This is a genomic window from Paraburkholderia phosphatilytica (assembly GCF_003443895.1).
Lineage (GTDB): Bacteria > Pseudomonadota > Gammaproteobacteria > Burkholderiales > Burkholderiaceae > Paraburkholderia > Paraburkholderia phosphatilytica.
In genome coordinates, this window is record NZ_QQOA01000077.1 from 1 (window position 1) to 15,192 (window position 15,192).

General features: G+C 61.3%; 16 protein-coding genes. 8 read left to right on the forward strand and 8 right to left on the reverse strand.

Translation table 11 applies throughout. The annotated features are described in order from the left end of the window. Positions 1–111 precede the first annotated feature (111 nt). Positions 112–321, reverse strand: a complete 210-nt coding sequence (gene tatA / locus DVS29_RS36030) for a Sec-independent protein translocase subunit TatA (RefSeq protein WP_118186019.1) — start codon at positions 319–321, stop codon at positions 112–114. Between the two features lie 314 nt (positions 322–635). Between tatA and DVS29_RS36035 the strand changes: the two genes are divergently transcribed. The 3 genes from DVS29_RS36035 to DVS29_RS36045 all read left to right on the forward strand — a co-directional run bounded on the left by DVS29_RS36035 (position 636) and on the right by DVS29_RS36045 (position 2,349). After that, positions 636–1,190 carry a class I SAM-dependent methyltransferase gene (locus tag DVS29_RS36035; RefSeq protein WP_118186021.1) on the forward strand — a complete coding sequence of 185 codons (555 nt, stop codon included), beginning with the start codon at positions 636–638 and terminating at the stop codon, positions 1,188–1,190. Positions 1,191–1,219: 29 nt separating this feature from the next. After that, positions 1,220–1,954 (forward strand): ABC transporter substrate-binding protein, encoded by a 735-nt coding sequence (locus DVS29_RS36040; RefSeq protein ID WP_118186023.1) that lies wholly within the window; start codon positions 1,220–1,222, stop codon positions 1,952–1,954. A 131-nt stretch (positions 1,955–2,085) separates the two neighbouring features. Then, a complete protein-coding gene (locus DVS29_RS36045) occupies positions 2,086–2,349 on the forward strand; it encodes a DUF4148 domain-containing protein (RefSeq protein ID WP_118186044.1) in 264 nt (87 codons plus the stop codon). 113 nt (positions 2,350–2,462) lie between these two features. Here DVS29_RS36045 and DVS29_RS37130 read toward each other — a convergent pair whose 3' ends face one another. Together DVS29_RS37130 and DVS29_RS36055 are read right to left on the reverse strand one after the other, a co-directional pair. After that, entirely contained in the window at positions 2,463–2,927 is a 465-nt protein-coding gene (locus DVS29_RS37130) for a nuclear transport factor 2 family protein (RefSeq protein ID WP_124800770.1), read from the reverse strand. A 110-nt stretch (positions 2,928–3,037) separates the two neighbouring features. Then, on the reverse strand, positions 3,038–4,924 hold the full coding sequence (locus tag DVS29_RS36055) for an AAA family ATPase (RefSeq protein ID WP_118186027.1): 1,887 nt from the start codon (positions 4,922–4,924) through the stop codon (positions 3,038–3,040). 319 nt (positions 4,925–5,243) lie between these two features. Between DVS29_RS36055 and DVS29_RS36060 the strand changes: the two genes are divergently transcribed. Then, entirely contained in the window at positions 5,244–6,212 is a 969-nt protein-coding gene (locus DVS29_RS36060) for a glycosyltransferase family 2 protein (protein ID WP_118186029.1), read from the forward strand. A 7-nt stretch (positions 6,213–6,219) separates the two neighbouring features. Here DVS29_RS36060 and DVS29_RS36065 read toward each other — a convergent pair whose 3' ends face one another. Further along, positions 6,220–8,271, reverse strand: a complete 2,052-nt coding sequence (locus DVS29_RS36065; RefSeq protein ID WP_124800771.1) for an acyltransferase family protein — start codon at positions 8,269–8,271, stop codon at positions 6,220–6,222. 586 nt (positions 8,272–8,857) lie between these two features. Here DVS29_RS36065 and DVS29_RS36070 point away from each other — a divergent pair. The 4 genes from DVS29_RS36070 to DVS29_RS36085 are packed head-to-tail and all read left to right on the forward strand — an operon-like array spanning position 8,858 to position 12,345. After that, positions 8,858–9,577, forward strand: coding sequence for an ABC transporter permease (locus DVS29_RS36070; protein ID WP_276314369.1), 720 nt, complete (start codon positions 8,858–8,860; stop codon positions 9,575–9,577). After that, a complete protein-coding gene (locus tag DVS29_RS36075) occupies positions 9,574–10,503 on the forward strand; it encodes a glycine betaine ABC transporter substrate-binding protein (protein WP_118186033.1) in 930 nt (309 codons plus the stop codon). Before DVS29_RS36070 ends, DVS29_RS36075 begins: the two co-directional genes overlap by 4 nt. Positions 10,504–10,528: 25 nt before the next feature. Further along, on the forward strand, positions 10,529–11,176 hold the full coding sequence (locus DVS29_RS36080; protein WP_118186035.1) for an ABC transporter permease: 648 nt from the start codon (positions 10,529–10,531) through the stop codon (positions 11,174–11,176). A 2-nt stretch (positions 11,177–11,178) separates the two neighbouring features. Continuing rightward, positions 11,179–12,345, forward strand: a complete 1,167-nt coding sequence (locus DVS29_RS36085; protein ID WP_118186037.1) for an osmoprotectant ABC transporter ATP-binding protein OsmV — start codon at positions 11,179–11,181, stop codon at positions 12,343–12,345. Positions 12,346–12,408: 63 nt separating this feature from the next. Here the strand turns inward: DVS29_RS36085 and DVS29_RS36090 are convergent, their stop codons facing one another. The 4 genes from DVS29_RS36090 to DVS29_RS36105 form a co-directional block, all read right to left on the reverse strand. Next, positions 12,409–12,708 (reverse strand): hypothetical protein, encoded by a 300-nt coding sequence (locus DVS29_RS36090; protein ID WP_118186040.1) that lies wholly within the window; start codon positions 12,706–12,708, stop codon positions 12,409–12,411. 210 nt (positions 12,709–12,918) lie between these two features. Further along, positions 12,919–13,713 carry a glucose 1-dehydrogenase gene (locus DVS29_RS36095; protein ID WP_164708078.1) on the reverse strand — a complete coding sequence of 265 codons (795 nt, stop codon included), beginning with the start codon at positions 13,711–13,713 and terminating at the stop codon, positions 12,919–12,921. 14 nt (positions 13,714–13,727) lie between these two features. Further along, entirely contained in the window at positions 13,728–14,762 is a 1,035-nt protein-coding gene (locus DVS29_RS36100) for an L-idonate 5-dehydrogenase (protein WP_205962593.1), read from the reverse strand. A gap of 108 nt (positions 14,763–14,870) precedes the next feature. Further along, on the reverse strand, positions 14,871–15,192 hold a 322-nt coding region (locus DVS29_RS36105; protein ID WP_164708079.1), incomplete at its 5' end, for an NAD(P)(+) transhydrogenase (Re/Si-specific) subunit beta.

Below are 15,192 nucleotides of genomic sequence, written 5' to 3' on the forward strand. Positions count from 1 at the left end.
CGGACGACCAACCTGTCGGCAGATTCTCATGGCCAACTCGGTTCAAGTGGCAAGAGGTCGGCGCTCTGAAAACGAGTTGTGCAGACCTTCCCTAGCGCGTTTTGCCCGCGCTTAGCGCGCGGTCACGTCCTTAGCTTCTACATCGATGGTCGCCGGCGCGGTTGCGTTGGCGGCCGACATCGGCGAATCGCCCATGCCTTCCTTGAATGCCTTGACGGCGCTGCCCAGATCGGCGCCAGCCGTACGGAGCTTCCTGGTACCAAAGACGAGCGCAACAATGGCCAGAACGATGAGCCAATGACCGATGCTAAGACTTCCCATATCACACACCTCTAAAAACGAAAGCAAAAATCCAGTCGAAAGAAGGATGCGCAATATTTACTGAGTGACTGCATTCTGGCCATGCGGCCGGAAGAACCTACGCATCCGCCGCGCATTCTGCCATAAAAATCAAAGGCTTATGTGGCCCCCTTTCGTTTTGGGCATTTTTTCTCGCTGTAAACCCGTGAAACCTTTCCGCGATTTTTCCGCCAGACTAAGGTCTGGCGGCTTTGTTCCTGTGCTCGGTGGCCACTCGATGGTCAAGGAAATAAACGCGATCGCCAGACGCGTCCCCATTCCTCATATCCTCACACATGAGCATCACCTTTCTACGTCACTTGTTGCAGGACCCCATCTCGGTCGGCGCCATCGCGCCTTCCTCGCGGCACCTTGCGGCTGCGATGGCGGATGGAGCGGCCAACTTCGATGCGATCGTCGAAATCGGCGCGGGGACCGGGGCGATTACGGAATCGCTGGTGGACCGGCATCCCGACGCCGAACTGGTGGTTTTCGAACTCGCGCCCACGCTGGCGGATAAACTTCGCGCGCGATTCCCCGCAGCGCGGGTAATATCCGGACCGTTTCACGAGAACGTCGGTGTGCTCGACGGGCTGCCCGAACGCACGGTGCTGGTGTCCGCGCTGCCGTTCAGGTCCCTGCCCCGACGTGTGGTTCGCCCAACGGTTGAAGCATTCGCGACCTTTCTGCGGGCCGCGCCTGAACGACATCTGATGCAGTTCAGCTACAGCCTTCAGGCGCCATTCATCGCACCCGACGATTTCGAGTGGCAGCGCGTCACCACCATCTGGCGAAACGCGCCGCCCGCGAATGTGTGGCAACTGTCCTGCCAGCCTTTAGGCGGACGATGACGGGCCGCGCGGTCTTAACAACAGCAACCATGACTATCGATCCCCCCATCGTCTCCGCCTTCACGCCGACCGGCAAACTGCGCGCGTCGATCAACCTCGGCAATCCGATTCTGGCCAACCGGCAACCCGACACGGGCGAGCCGTTCGGGGTGTCGATCGATCTTGCCCGCGCGTTCGCAAAGCAGCTCGATGTCGAACTCGAACTGGTCGTGTTCGACGCGGCGGGGAAATCGGTGGAGGCAATCAACGAAGAGCGCGCGGACTTCGGCTTCTTCGCTGTGGATCCGGTCCGCGGCGAGAAGATTGCTTTCACTGCGCCGTACGTGTTGATCGAAGGCTTCTATCTCGTGCGTGACGATTCTCCTGTGCGCACGAATGCGGATGTCGACCAGCCGCACCATCGCGTCGCCGTCGGCAAAGGCAGCGCCTATGACCTGTTCCTGACGCGCGAACTGAAGGCCGCGCAAATCGTGCGTGCGCCGACTTCGCCCGCCGTCGTGCAGATCTTCCTTGAGCAGAAGCTGGACATTGCGGCAGGGGTGAAGCAACAGCTCGAAGCCGATGCCGCCAGCACCAGCGGTCTACATCTGCTCGACGAACGCTTCATGGTAATCCAGCAGGCGATGGGGACGCCGAAGAGCCGTGGTCCCGCGGCGGCTGCGACGCTGCGCGCGTTCGTCGAAGCGATGAAGGCATCCGGGTTCGTGGCTGAATCGCTGGCGCGGCATGGGATCGCGGGCGCGTCCGTGGCGCCGGCGGCGTAGTCAGATGGCGCCCTTAACTAAACACTCAACACCCTGACGCTTTTATTCAATTGCCCAGGTATTTACCCTAGTGTGAAATGCTACTTCATTGCCGCGGACGTTTCGCGGCTAACCCCAAGAAGAGCATGAAGATGAACCTTTCTATCCGCACCGCTTTCGTCGCCGCCGTCGTCCTCGTTCCGGCACTCGCGTTCGCCCAGTCGAACGAGACTGTCACACGCGCGCAGGTTCGCGCGGAACTTGTCCAGCTCGAAGCGGCTGGCTTCAATCCTGACTGCTCGTACGGCTGCGATGTGAGCCTGCGACGTGCGCAGGCCGTCATCGCGCAACAACAGGTCAACGCAAAAACCGGTTATGGTCCGAACATGGTTGGCACCGTGCAATCTGGAAAGTAAGCCGATCGCGTTGGGGTCCTTGCGCGTGAAACCCGGTGCGAGACATGGTCGTGGTTCGCGGAAGACGCCCTGCCGGCAAATCTCTTCGGACCAACCCGGCTGTATTTCGCCTCTCAGGAAGTCTTGACCGAAGCGCCAGGATGTACATCTGGATTGCCATAACTGGCGATCAGATGTTGCGTGATCCCCGATATGCACAGTCCGCCCGCTCGATGTCGAAGGTGGAATGTGTACCGGCCAATCGAATGGAAGTAGTCCTGCGGTCCAACCGGATCGGTTTCCGCAAAGCGAAAGATTGCGAAGTTGCAATCCGCGATCATCGTACCGGTCGAAGCATCCTGCCGAACCCGCAGGTTCGAGAAATTGTGCTGCATACGCAGTCTGGACAATGCCGTTCTGCGCAGCTCGACGTAGTGTTCACGCGAAACCTCCGCTGGTGGAGTTCCGCGAAAGCTCGAGTAGTCCGTATAGACACGTTCATCAAGGCATGACTCGAGTCGCGCCCAATCTCGCATGTCGAAGGCAAGCTGAAACTCGCAGAGCAGTTCATATGCGTCCGCATTTAGCGTCGGATCCACAGCCGTCCCTCGGTTGAATCAAGCAGTGAACTGCATACTAGCAGCCTCGCTTCGAGCCTGATTTCCCGAAACCCGCGAAAGAATCCACGCGACACGCGCCGTCACGCCATCTACTGGACTGATGCGCTCGCCGCACGATACGCATCGACAAGCTCATAAACGCGCGCACCCGGCATCGTTTCCTTCAGCCTCAACTCTTCGACAATCGCTTCGAGCAGGTCGCGGTGCCGCTCGAGCAGCTTCAGGCATTCTGCGTTGATCCTGCTCAGCAGCGCATTCGATTGCGCGATGGCTTCGGTCATCTGCGGGCCGGCATAGTGCTGCGGCAGCGCCGCCAGGCTAAACAGGTTGCCGTCCGCATTGAAGCCGAGTCGCGACACCATGTCCAGGCTGAGGCGCGACGCTTCCTCGAGATCATGCGCGGCGCCGCTCGAAGCCTCGCCATAGACGAGCAACTCCGCGCCGCGCCCGCCGAGCAGCACCATCAGCTTGTCGTTCAGCTCGCTCTCGACGAACAATTGCTTGTCCTGCTGCTCGGTAATGAGCGCGAAGCCCAACGCGCGGCCGCGCGGCAGGATCGTCAGTTCTTCGAGCACGCCCGCGCCGAGCAGCGCCGCGACGAGCGCGTGCCCGGTCTCGTGATACGCGATACGTTTGACTTCCTCCGCGTCGAGCGAACGCTGCGAGCCGCTGATATCGCCGATCCGCGACACCTTGATCGCTTCACGCAGATGCTCGGCCGTGACACGCGTCGCGCCGCTTCGGCGTGCGACCAGACCCGCCTGATTCACGATCGCCGCGAGCGTGGCTGGAGACATGCCGGTCGTGAGGCGCGCGAGTTGTTCGCAGTCGATGTCGATGGCGCGCGACGGCAGTTTGCCGATATAGAACTCGAAGATTTTCGTGCGGTCGCCGACGTCGGGCAGATGCACGTGCACCTCGCGATCGATGCGGCCTGGGCGGCGAAATGCTTCGTCCAGGTTGTCGACGTGATTGGTGGCGACGACCACCACCACGCCTTCGTTCGAAGCGAAGCCGTCCATCTCGGTCAGGATCTGGTTGACGATGCGGTTGGACTCCGCTTCGCCTGGACCACCGTTGGTGTCGGTGCGCTTGCCTAGGCCGTCGGCTTCGTCGATGAACAGAATCACCGGGCGACGCGCGCGCGCGATTTTCCACAGATGTTTGACGCGCTGGATACCCACGCCATACCACTTCGAGCTGAAATAGCCGCCCGTCAGCGAGATGAAGTTCGCGCCGCACTCGCCGGCGAGTGCCTTGGCCAGCCGCGTCTTGCCGACGCCCGGGCCACCGATCAGCGCCACGCTGGGCGGCCGCAACCCAAGCCGGCTGAATTCACGCGGATTCTCGAAGTATGCGAGCACGTCCTTCAACGCCACCTTCGCTTCGCCTGCGCCGATCACATCGTCGAACCGGAGCTCAGGCGATTTTTCCAGCAGCTTCGCACCGTGTGTCACGTCGCGACGCATATACCAGCCCATGCCGACGAGCAGCAGGATCGGGAACAGCAGATTGAGCAGTGACTGGAACAGCACCTGGAAAACGACGACCCAGGTTGGGGTCGGACGAAGCTGCGCATTCGGCAACCAGACCATTTGATAGTCCGGTTTGTCGTTCGACTTCAACTGCTGGAGTTGCAAGGACTGCGAGAAATCACCGGAGCGATCGGTCACGAAGTATCGCGCGCCGTTGCGCGTCGATACGAGCATCGCATCGTAGGTTGCGCCGATGGCCGCGACGTTATGGTTGCGAATATCGGCCAGCAGAGACGACGCGTCTTTTTCGTGGTGCGACCATGGCGTCGCGTCGGCGCGCATCTGGCTGATGACGTCGGACAGCGGCGGTTGAACCTGCCCCGGCGAAACACGAGCACGTGGCCACAGCACGATGCCGGCAAAGACGATCGTCAATGCGACCGCCACGCCGGCGATACGTCGGCGGCGATTTCCCCAGGTGCGGCTCGTCCGGAATGTCATTTCGTTTACTTCGAATGGTCGGTGCCGTGTTGCGCGGCTGGAAAGCAAGCCTGCTCGGATCGGCGCAGTTTTTCTTGTTTGCTGAAACAACCCGATTTGTACCGACTATTGGACGATTGCAGTGCGGTCTAACGAACTCGCCGACGAACTTCGCGCGCTACGAAGTGTGGGAGTGGACACGGAAAAATCCGGAAACGCCGGGGAGGATCGCGCCTTAATGGAACCTTAAGTTGCCGCGGACTATCTTCCTGACAGCTTCTGAATGGCTCCGGTCGGCATGCCGTATAGAACAGCAACGCTAACGGATCGAACAATCCACATGTCGAACTCGTCCGCTCAACCCGTCCTCTCCGTTGTCGTGCTGTGTTTCAATCAGGAGCCGTTCCTGGCCAGGTGTCTCGACAGCATCCTCGACCAGTCGCTGAACGTTCCATTCGAGATCGTCGTTTCCGACGACGCGTCGTCCGACCGCAGCCCGCTCGTCGCGCAGATGTACGCGAAACGGTATCCCACCCGGATCAGGCTGATCTGCCACGAGACGAACGTCGGCATATCGCGCAACTACGCGGATGCGATGGACTCCGCGCGCGGCAGATACATCGCTTACATCGACGGCGACGATTGCATGCTGCCCGGCAAGCTCCAGCGTCAGCTCGATTGCCTGAACGAAAACCCCGCCGTGGGACTGGTGGCCCATGCAATGCGAGCCGTCGACGCCGTGTCCGGACACGAGGTCGCTTTTCACTTGCCCCACCACAAGCCCTCGACCTTCGACGCGGCCTATCTCGTCACGCACGGGCCGTTTTTCTTTCACAGTTCCGTTATGTTCCGCACCGACCTGAGGCGCAGGCATCAGGTGGACATGTCGCTGAAGTGGGTGACCGATGTCGCGAACCTGATCCAGATTCTGGCGGACAGTAGCGGCTGCTATCTCGACGACGTGCTGGGCGTGTATCGGGTCAACCCCAACGGCATCACGTCGACGGTCATCACCAATCCTGCGAGAAACGCCGCGGGTCTGCAGGACAGCCTGCACACCATCGATATCGCCGAAGGCCTCGGTGTGCCGAAGGGCAAAGGGAATGTCGGCCGCGCGCGACTGCTGTTTCATTCGGCGGTACTGAGCCTGAATGCGGGCTTCGACGGCGCGTTTCGCGACTACATCGAGAGCAGCGTGCGCTATGCGAATCTCGGTGCGAAGCAGCGGTTCCTCTACGTGCTGCGCCGCTTCCCGCGCTCCGCGCGCACGCTTTACGATGCCGCCAAGCGCGCGACACGCAGAAAATGACGGCACGTCAGAGCTTCGCCGCGATAAAGTTCGTCGCGATATAGATCGACGCATGATTCGTCAGATGCCCCGCGTCGAAGCTCTCCAGGTCAGTCGCGAGATCCGGGCCCAACATCGGTGGGCAGCCCCGCGAAGGCTCGCACATCTGCCCCATTAACGGCACATAGATCGCACCGGTGCCGGCAAGTTGTTCCGACAACTCGGCATCTACCCGAAATAGCGCGGGATCGATTCCGGCGCTAACGAATGCGGGAACCGGCAACCCGCGCGACAGATAGCGTCGCTCGACGATTTCCGGCAGGCTCGGCAGCCACACGGGCAGCTGACCCGCCACGAGGATCCGCGCGACGCCAGCACGCCGCAATTCCGCGATCGTGGTCTTCAGCTTCTCGATGAAACCCGGCGACCGGTAGTCGTAAAACCACAATGCCTGAAGCACGACCGCGGCTGGTTGCAAGCGCCGGATGGTCTGCATGTCCCACGCGTTGAGTTCGGCACAATCCGCCCGTGTGTCCCGAACGAAGTCAAGCACAGGCGGACAACTGCTTGCGGTCAACGTGACCACGCTCGATGCGTGCCCGGCCCATTTCGCGATGCCCGCGTACAGATGATTCGCGAAGCTGTCGCCCCACAACACGACTGCGGGCCGCGCGGTTCCTCCAAAACACGAGGCAGCGTAGCCTCCGGCACCGACCTCGACCGGCAGCAGGCAGGCGCTGTTTCCATGCTGCCAGTCCTTCAGCCGGCGATAGTTTGCGACTGCGATCGTCGCTCGCTGAGTCTTCGACAGCAACGTATCGTCGCTCGTCATGACCCCTACCGCGCCCACGATGAACAGAGCCGACAGCGCAAGCCCGATATGCGAGAGCGCTGCCTTGCGATGCGACCTGCTGGCAAACGCCTTTTGTTGGTACGGCTGCTCGACGCATTTCCATGTGAGCCATGCAAGCACGGTCGCCAACGCAGCGATGGCGGCACGGACCACTGCCGAAGGTTCCGCGGCCGAGACGAGGCGAGCGAAAACGAATAGCGGCCAGTGCCACAAATAAAGAGGATAGCTGATGAATCCAAGCGTTTTGACAAGCCCCCATCGCGAGAGCGCGCGATTCATCAACGCCGCCGGCCCCGCTGCGATGAGCAGTACCGTCCCGGCAACGGGCACGATCGCGCGCCAGCCGGGGTACGGATACACACCGGCCGCGCCCGACGCGGCCAGCAAGATCAGCGCAATGCCGGCAACCGACAGCGACGCGGCAAGCGGACCTCGCATCTCGCAGCGCGCCCATGTCCCAGAGCCTGGCATAGCGTGCACGTACGCCAGCGCGCCGCCGGCCATCAGTTCCCAGAAGCGGCCCGGAAGCAGATAAAAGCCCGCATCCGTATGATGTCCCGCCCACAACACGCAGATCGTCAACGACGCGAAACCGAGCGCACTGAACGCCACCAGCGCATAGCCGCGACGCAGCGCGGTGACGCCGATCAGAAGTGGCCATAGCAGATAGAACTGCTCCTCCACGCCCAACGACCACAAGTGCAGCAGCGGCTTCCATTCGGATCCGATGTCGAAATATCCAGCGTCTTGCCACAGCGCGATATTCGACGAAAAGGTCGCGGCGGCCAGCATGTACTCGCCGAGACTCCGGAACTCATCGGTGGTCAGTTCAAAGCGGCCGACTACCCATACGAATAGCAGCACCACGCACAGCGCAGGGATGATCCGCCTGGCGCGACGTCCGTAGAACCCGACGATCGACCAGCATCGCGCGCGCAGCCGGTCGACGATATCTCGCGTGATCACGTACCCCGAAATCACGAAGAACACATCGACGCCGACGAACCCTCCGGGCACTCTCCCCGGGAACGCATGAAACAGCACGACCAACGTGACCGCCACTGCGCGCAGTGCATCGATATCGAGACGCCGGCGCAAACGATCCGTCGGTTGGGTCGGCGCCGATGTTTCGACAGCGTGAAATGCTGCGTCCATGCTTGGACCTGTTACCACCCAAAGACCACAGGCACGCAAGGCGAACGTTTCACACCGTTCGCGCGGACACAATTCTGTTGATTCGGAGACCTATGATATGTGCGGGTGACGACATATGAAAATTTGGTATGTCGATCAAGCTTGATATTTCGAAGTTCAAGGCGGCGCTTACAGAATGGAAGACCACCTTCATGTGTTCTTAAGCGACACGCGTTCGTGACAACTACAACAACAACGACAACGTTTCGCATCCTCAAACGCTTCGTCGCGACGCGACCACCTGGTCCGTCGCGACGAAGCATCGACTCGACGAGTCACTCGATCTTACGCATAAGCACAACCACCTACCAGCAGGCACGCCCCTTGCTGCCAGATTCCCCACGGCCTCATCGCGCAGTAATTCTGACTTCATCGCAACGCAGGGGAACATCCAGACATTACCGTTGATCCGTTCACGGCACGTCGCGACGTGTCCGTCGCTCGCCTGGCGAGCGTGCAGTCCATCGGCTCTCGCAGCCGATGTCCGGCCCATCGACGCGCCCATCCGTAGCGGCCGTCCGCGTGCGCGGCCCCGTGCCGTCGCCGCTCGAGTGGACCGTGGTTCCGCGCATGCAGCGTGGCGGACACGGGTTCCTCTTCCGTCAAAAAGGAGGCCATTTTGTTCAATCGACGTACTGTCCGCGTTGCGGGCAGCCTGATATTCGTCGCGCTCATCGTCGTGTTTCTCGCACACGCGATCCAGCCCGACACGTACCGGCAATACTCTGGGGATCTGGTCTACTACACGATCCGCCACCTGATCCTCGTCGCGTATTCGATGGCGCTCGCGATCGTCGTGGGCGTGCCGTCCGGTGTGCTGCTGAGCCGACCGCGCATGGCGCGTCAGGCAGAGGCGTTCATGCAGATCTTCAACATCGGCAACACGGTGCCGTCGCTCGCCGTGCTGGCAATCGCGCTCGGTATCTTCGGGATCGGCAACGTGCCCGCCATCGTCGCGCTGTTCTTCGCTTCGCTTCTGCCAATCATTCGGAATGCGTATGAAGGCATGAAGAGCGTCGAGCCTTCTCTGCTCGAAGCGGCGCGCGGCCTGGGCATGACGAACCTGCAATCGCTGCTGAAAGTCGAATTACCGAATTCGATGCCGATCGTGGTGGGCGGCATTCGTACCGCGCTCGCGATCAACGTCGGCACCGCGCCGCTCGCCTATCTGATTGGAGCGGACAGCCTCGGTACGTTGATCTTCCCCGGCATCGATCTCAACAACAACCAGATGTTGTTGCTCGGTGCCGCCGCGACCGCTCTTCTCGCGCTGCTGCTCGACGCGATTGTCGCAACGGCGAGCCGCGTCTGGCTAGTCCGCAAAGGGGTGATGGCATGACGCAATTCATCACTTCACGCCTCGGCTCACATCTCGCACGCATCGCCGCGTTGCTGGTCTCCGGATGCATCGCCGCGTGTCTCAGCGCGCCCGCATGGGCCACTAACATCGTGCTGGGCGGCAAGAACTTCACCGAGCAGTACGTGCTCGTCGAACTGACCGCGCAGTATCTGCGTTCGCGCGGCTACACCGTCGAAACCCGCACCGGTCTCGGCAGCGTTCTGCTGCGTAGCGCGCAGGAGAACAATCAGGTCGATTTGACGTGGGAATACACCGGCACAGCTGCGCTCGTCTACGACAAGCTGACGGACAAGATGACGCCCGACCAGATGTACCAGCGCGTGAAAGATCTGGATGCGAAGCGCGGACTCGTATGGCTCGACAAGTCGCCAATGAACGATACGTATGCGCTTGCGCTGCCTGCCCAGGTTGCAAGGAAGACCGGCATCCGCACCATCTCGCAGCTTGCCGCCAAGCTGAATAGCGACCCGAAGGGCACGCGTCACGTGTTCGGGATGGACGCCGAGTTTGCGAACCGTCCTGATGGACTGAAGCCGCTCGAAGCCGCGTACGACATGCACTTCACGCGCGAGGAGACCCGCCAGATGGATCCTGGGCTCGTGTACACGGCGCTGCACAACAACCAGATCGCGATCGGTCTCGTCTACACGACGGACGGCCGCGTGAAGGGTTTCGGTATCGTGCCGCTCGAAGACGACAAGCATTTCTTCCCGCCGTACAACGCGACGCCGGTGGTGCGCGCGCCGATCCTGCAGCAGAACCCGAAGCTGGCGCAGCAGCTGAATGCGCTGTCGGCGCTGCTCGACAACGACACCGTGCTCGACATGGACAAGCAGGTGGATATCGACGGCAAGTCGGTGCAGGCTGTGGCGGCGAATTTCCTGCGCACGCACAAGCTGCCGTAAGCCCGGCCACCGACAAGGAGAAACGATGAACCTGTTCGACTATCTGTCGCAGAACTGGCCCGAGCTGCTGCACCTCACGCTGCAACATGCGTGGCTCGTGGGCCTCGCGGTGGGCTTCGCGATTATCGCGGGCGTACCGCTCGGCATTCTGATGAGCCGCTGGGAGTGGCTCGCCGCACCGCTGCTCGGCGTCGCCACCGTGATTCTCACGCTGCCTTCGATCGCGCTGTTCGGCCTGATGATTCCGATCTTTTCGCGCTTCGGCGAAGGCATCGGCGCGGTGCCGGCCATCACCGCGGTGTTTCTGTATTCGCTGTTGCCGATCATGCGCAACACCTACCTCGCGCTGAACAACGTCGACGCGAGCATCAAGGAAGCGGGCATCGGCATCGGCATGACACGCTGGCAACGCTTGCGGCTCGTCGAACTGCCGCTTGCCGTGCCGGTGATTCTTGGCGGTGTGCGCACCGCCGTCGTGATGAACATCGGCGTGATGACGATCGCCGCGGTGATCGGCGCGGGCGGCCTCGGCTCCGTGATCCTGCGCGCGATCAGCCAGAGCAGCATGATGAAGCTGCTGGTGGGCGCGGTGCTCGTGAGCATTCTCGCGATCGCCGCCGATCTCCTGCTGCAACGGCTGCAACGCGTACTGACACCGAAGGGAGTGCAATAACCATGATCGAACTCGACCAGTTGACCAAGACGTTCACGCAGAAAGACGGCCAGGCGGTACACGCCGTCGATTCGGTCAGCCTCAAGGTGAACGAGGGCGAAATCTGCGTGTTTCTCGGCCCGTCGGGCTGCGGCAAGACCACCACGCTCAAGATGATCAACCGGCTGATCGAACCAACCTCGGGCCGTGTACTGGTGAATGGCGAAGACACCGGCAAGCTGAACGAAACGGATCTGCGCCGTCACATCGGCTACGTGATCCAGCAGATCGGGCTGTTCCCGAACATGACGATCGAGGAGAACATCACGGTCGTGCCGCGTCTGCTGGGCTGGGACAAGAAGCGCTGCGCGGAGCGCGCGACCGAGCTGATGTCGATGGTCGCGCTCGATCCGAAGCAGTATCTGAAGCGCTATCCGCGCGAACTCTCGGGTGGACAGCAGCAGCGGATCGGCGTGATTCGCGCGCTGGCCGCAGACCCGCCAGTGCTGCTGATGGACGAACCGTTCGGCGCGGTCGATCCGATCAACCGCGAGACCATCCAGAACGAGTTCTTCCAGATGCAGCGGCAACTGAAGAAGACCGTGATCATGGTAAGCCACGACATCGACGAAGCCATCAAGCTTGGCGATCGCGTCGCGGTATTCCGTCGCGGCAAGCTCGTGCAATACGATCATCCGGACACGCTGCTCGCGCATCCGGACGACGATTTCGTCAGCCAGTTCGTCGGTGCGGACAGCACGCTGAAGCGCCTTTTGCTGGTGAAGGCCGGCGATGCCGCGACGACGCCCGAGACCGCGCGCCCCGATACGCCGCTTTCACAGGCGTTCGCTTCGATGGACGAACACGATTTCCGCTATCTGACGGTGGTGGACAACACCTTCCACGCGCGAGGCTTCGTATCGCGCCGCGCAGCGCGCAATGCGGAGGGCCTATGTCAGGACAAGCTGGTCGAATTTCCGGCTACGGTGGCCGACAACGACAACCTGCGCATCGTGCTCTCGAAGATGTACGAGTTCCGCACGTCGTGGATGCCGGTGCTGGATGGCGACGGTGTCTATGTCGGCGAAGTCACGCAGGACTCGATTGCGGACTATCTGAGCTCGGGCCGTTCGCGTCATCAAACCGGCATGGCGCCGGTCATCCGGTCTGCCGAAACGGCGCGCGCCTGAGCAGGCGCTCGATGTGACTCACCCGGTCCCAGCAGGCGACCGGGTGGTTCAGGCATGAAAGTGTCAGTGCAGCGTGTGGATGGAGCTGATGGAGCCGTCGCCGTCCTCGTCGGACGAGGCTTGATCGAGGATCGCGCACCGGAAATCCAGCTTGACGCGAAGGATGGCCGATTCGACACGCGCATCGCCACGATGGCCGCTCAGGCGGGTATTGATCGCCTCTTCGACCGCGAGAATGGCCTGCTCGATGCTCTCGGGATCGTCACTGTCGAACCCTACCTCGATCTCGATGCTCTCCAGCAGGTTCAACGCGGTTGCAATGTCCTCGGAAGCGACGAACAGCGTCTTGGCGTTTTCTCTCATCTACCCTCCCCGTTGGGTTGTCTCGAGTGGTCAGACAGGTGCATGTTGCGAGCCTATCGTTGCACATCCGTGGCAATCCTGCCGGCGGCGAGGCAGCGTGTGGGGTTCGAAACAACAGGGGGTTGCCGTACGGCGTGAAGCGAATAGAATTGTCTGTTCAACGCGCGCTTTCGCGCTTTGCCGGGGTCGAGCGCTGTTCGCGCCTTTGGCTCAAAGCGTTGCCGTCACGCCTCCATCTACGTACAGAATATGGCCATTCACGAAGGCTGACGCATCGCCAGCCAGAAAGACCGCGGCCCCAGTCAGGTCCTCGACATCACCCCAGCGTCGCGAAGGCGTGCGCGAAATCAGCCAGTTCGAAAATTTTTCGTCTTCGACCAGCGCCTGAGTCAACTCCGTCTTGAAGTACCCCGGCCCCACGCCGTTCACCTGGATTCCGTGTTGTCCCCAATCGATCGCCATACCCTTGGTCAGCATTTTGACCGCACCCTTGCTAGCGGTATAGGCAGCGATATTGGGCCGGCCGAGTTCGCTCTGAACCGAACAGATATTGATGATCTTGCCGCGCTTACGCGCGATCATGTGCCGGGCGACCGCTTTCGCGACCAGGAAGACGCTTTCCACATTCGTCTTCATCAGTTCTTCCCACTGTGAATGGGTGAATTCTTCCAGTGGCGCTCGCCGCTGCATACCCGCATTGTTCACGAGGATATCGATCGCACCGATCCGGCTCTCGATGCCTTCGATGCCGGCTTCAACATCTTCCGGGTTCGTGACGTCGAAACTTGCCGCGTGGACCTTAGCCCCCGCGTCGCGGAGCCGATCGACGGCCTCCGATAGACGTTGCTCGTTGCGCGCATTCAGAATGACTTCGGCGCCGGCGCCCGCCAGTCCCTGTGCGAGCGCAAAGCCGATTCCCGTGCTCGAACCGGTTATCAAGGCACGACGGCCTGTGAGACTAAACATTGTCAGGTTGGATTTCAAATCGACTCCCTGGAAGGCCATGGATGTCACGCATCCTATTCGAACGTCATCAGTACCTTCATCGACTGCGACCGATCGCCTGCGGTCTGGAACGCTCGCAGCGATTCCTTGTAGTGGAAAATGCCCGTGATCAGGGGCTTGACGTCGATCAGGCCTTTGTTCAGCAGCTCGACGGCCACAGCGAACTCCTCGTGAAAACGGAAGGCGCCACGCAGGTCGAATTCCTTCGCGACGATCACATTGATCGGCAGAGAGATTTCGCCGCCCAGCCCGACCTGAACCACGATGCCACGTGGCTTGAGGACGTCGAACGCGCCTCGCAATGCCGCTGCATTGCCGCTCGCTTCGAACAGCACGTCGAAACTGCCTTTATCGGCCGCGAACGGCTGCAGCGCATCCGGCGACTCGGCGACATTCAGCGCAACATCCGCACCGACTTTCTTCGCAGCCTCCAGAGGAAAGCTGCTGACATCGGTCGCGACGATCTTCGCGGCGCCGGCCCGACGCGCAGCCGCCACAATCAACGCACCGATGGGGCCGCAGCCGGTGACCAGCACGTTCTTGCCGAGCATGGGTCCGGCGCGACGAACAGCGTGCAGCGCGACGGACAACGGCTCGGCCATTGCGGCCTCGGCATCGCTCAACGTGTCGGCCACGACGTGCGCCTGCGAACGGTCGACGACGATTTCCTGGCGAAATGCGCCTTGTACATGCGGCGTTCGCATCGCGCTGCCGTAATAGCGCATGTCGAGACAGTGATTCTGCAGACCTTGCTGGCAGTATCGGCACAGACCGCACGGCCGGCTTGGACTGATTGCAACGCGAATTCCAGCCGCCATGTCCGTGACGTTTTGCCCAGTCCGCTCGACGACGCCGGACACTTCATGGCCCAGCACCATCGGCTCGCGAATCCGCACCGTGCCGAATCCGCCGTGGTTGAAATAGTGAAGGTCGGAGCCGCAGATGCCGCCCGCGCGAACCCTGACCAAAAGCTGATGCTCGCCCGGTTCCGGCGTGGGTACATCCTCGATACGAAGGTCCAACGGCGCGTGTATGACAAGTGCATCCATGATGACCGCCTGTGATGGTGAAGGCAGGAAGAGTTCGGATACGGTAGCGACGATCCGCTTCGACGGCAAAGACAAAAGCCCTATAGGGCTATCGCGGCCGCTTATGGCTCACTCGATGGTCTTCACCATATCCTCGATCACCTTCTTCGCGTCACCGAACACCATCATCGTCTTGTCCATGTAGAAGAGCTCGTTGTCGAGACCGGCGTAACCCGCCGCCATCGAGCGCTTGTTGACGATGATCGTGCGCGCCTTGTACGCCTCGATGATCGGCATCCCCGCGATCGGCGACTTCGGATCGTTCTTTGCCGCCGGGTTCACCACGTCGTTCGCACCGAGCACCAGCACCACGTCGGTCTGGCCGAACTCGTTGTTGATGTCCTCCATCTCGTACACGAGGTCGTACGGCACTTCGGCTTCCGCGAGCAGC

What these genes read in the sequence shown, in the direction of transcription:
- DVS29_RS36090 (WP_118186040.1), bottom strand. Translation starts at nt 12,708, where the DNA reads ATGAGAGAAAACGCCAAGACGCTGTTCGTCGCTTCCGAGGACATTGCA.
- tatA (WP_118186019.1), bottom strand. Translation starts at nt 321, where the DNA reads ATGGGAAGTCTTAGCATCGGTCATTGGCTCATCGTTCTGGCCATTGTT.
- DVS29_RS36095 (WP_164708078.1), bottom strand. Translation starts at nt 13,713, where the DNA reads ATGGCCTTCCAGGGAGTCGATTTGAAATCCAACCTGACAATGTTTAGT.
- DVS29_RS36080 (WP_118186035.1), top strand. Translation starts at nt 10,529, where the DNA reads ATGAACCTGTTCGACTATCTGTCGCAGAACTGGCCCGAGCTGCTGCAC.
- DVS29_RS36045 (WP_118186044.1), top strand. Translation starts at nt 2,086, where the DNA reads ATGAACCTTTCTATCCGCACCGCTTTCGTCGCCGCCGTCGTCCTCGTT.
- DVS29_RS36100 (WP_205962593.1), bottom strand. Translation starts at nt 14,762, where the DNA reads ATGGATGCACTTGTCATACACGCGCCGTTGGACCTTCGTATCGAGGAT.
- DVS29_RS36055 (WP_118186027.1), bottom strand. Translation starts at nt 4,924, where the DNA reads ATGACATTCCGGACGAGCCGCACCTGGGGAAATCGCCGCCGACGTATC.
- DVS29_RS36085 (WP_118186037.1), top strand. Translation starts at nt 11,179, where the DNA reads ATGATCGAACTCGACCAGTTGACCAAGACGTTCACGCAGAAAGACGGC.
- DVS29_RS36075 (WP_118186033.1), top strand. Translation starts at nt 9,574, where the DNA reads ATGACGCAATTCATCACTTCACGCCTCGGCTCACATCTCGCACGCATC.
- DVS29_RS36060 (WP_118186029.1), top strand. Translation starts at nt 5,244, where the DNA reads ATGTCGAACTCGTCCGCTCAACCCGTCCTCTCCGTTGTCGTGCTGTGT.
- DVS29_RS36035 (WP_118186021.1), top strand. Translation starts at nt 636, where the DNA reads ATGAGCATCACCTTTCTACGTCACTTGTTGCAGGACCCCATCTCGGTC.
- DVS29_RS36040 (WP_118186023.1), top strand. Translation starts at nt 1,220, where the DNA reads ATGACTATCGATCCCCCCATCGTCTCCGCCTTCACGCCGACCGGCAAA.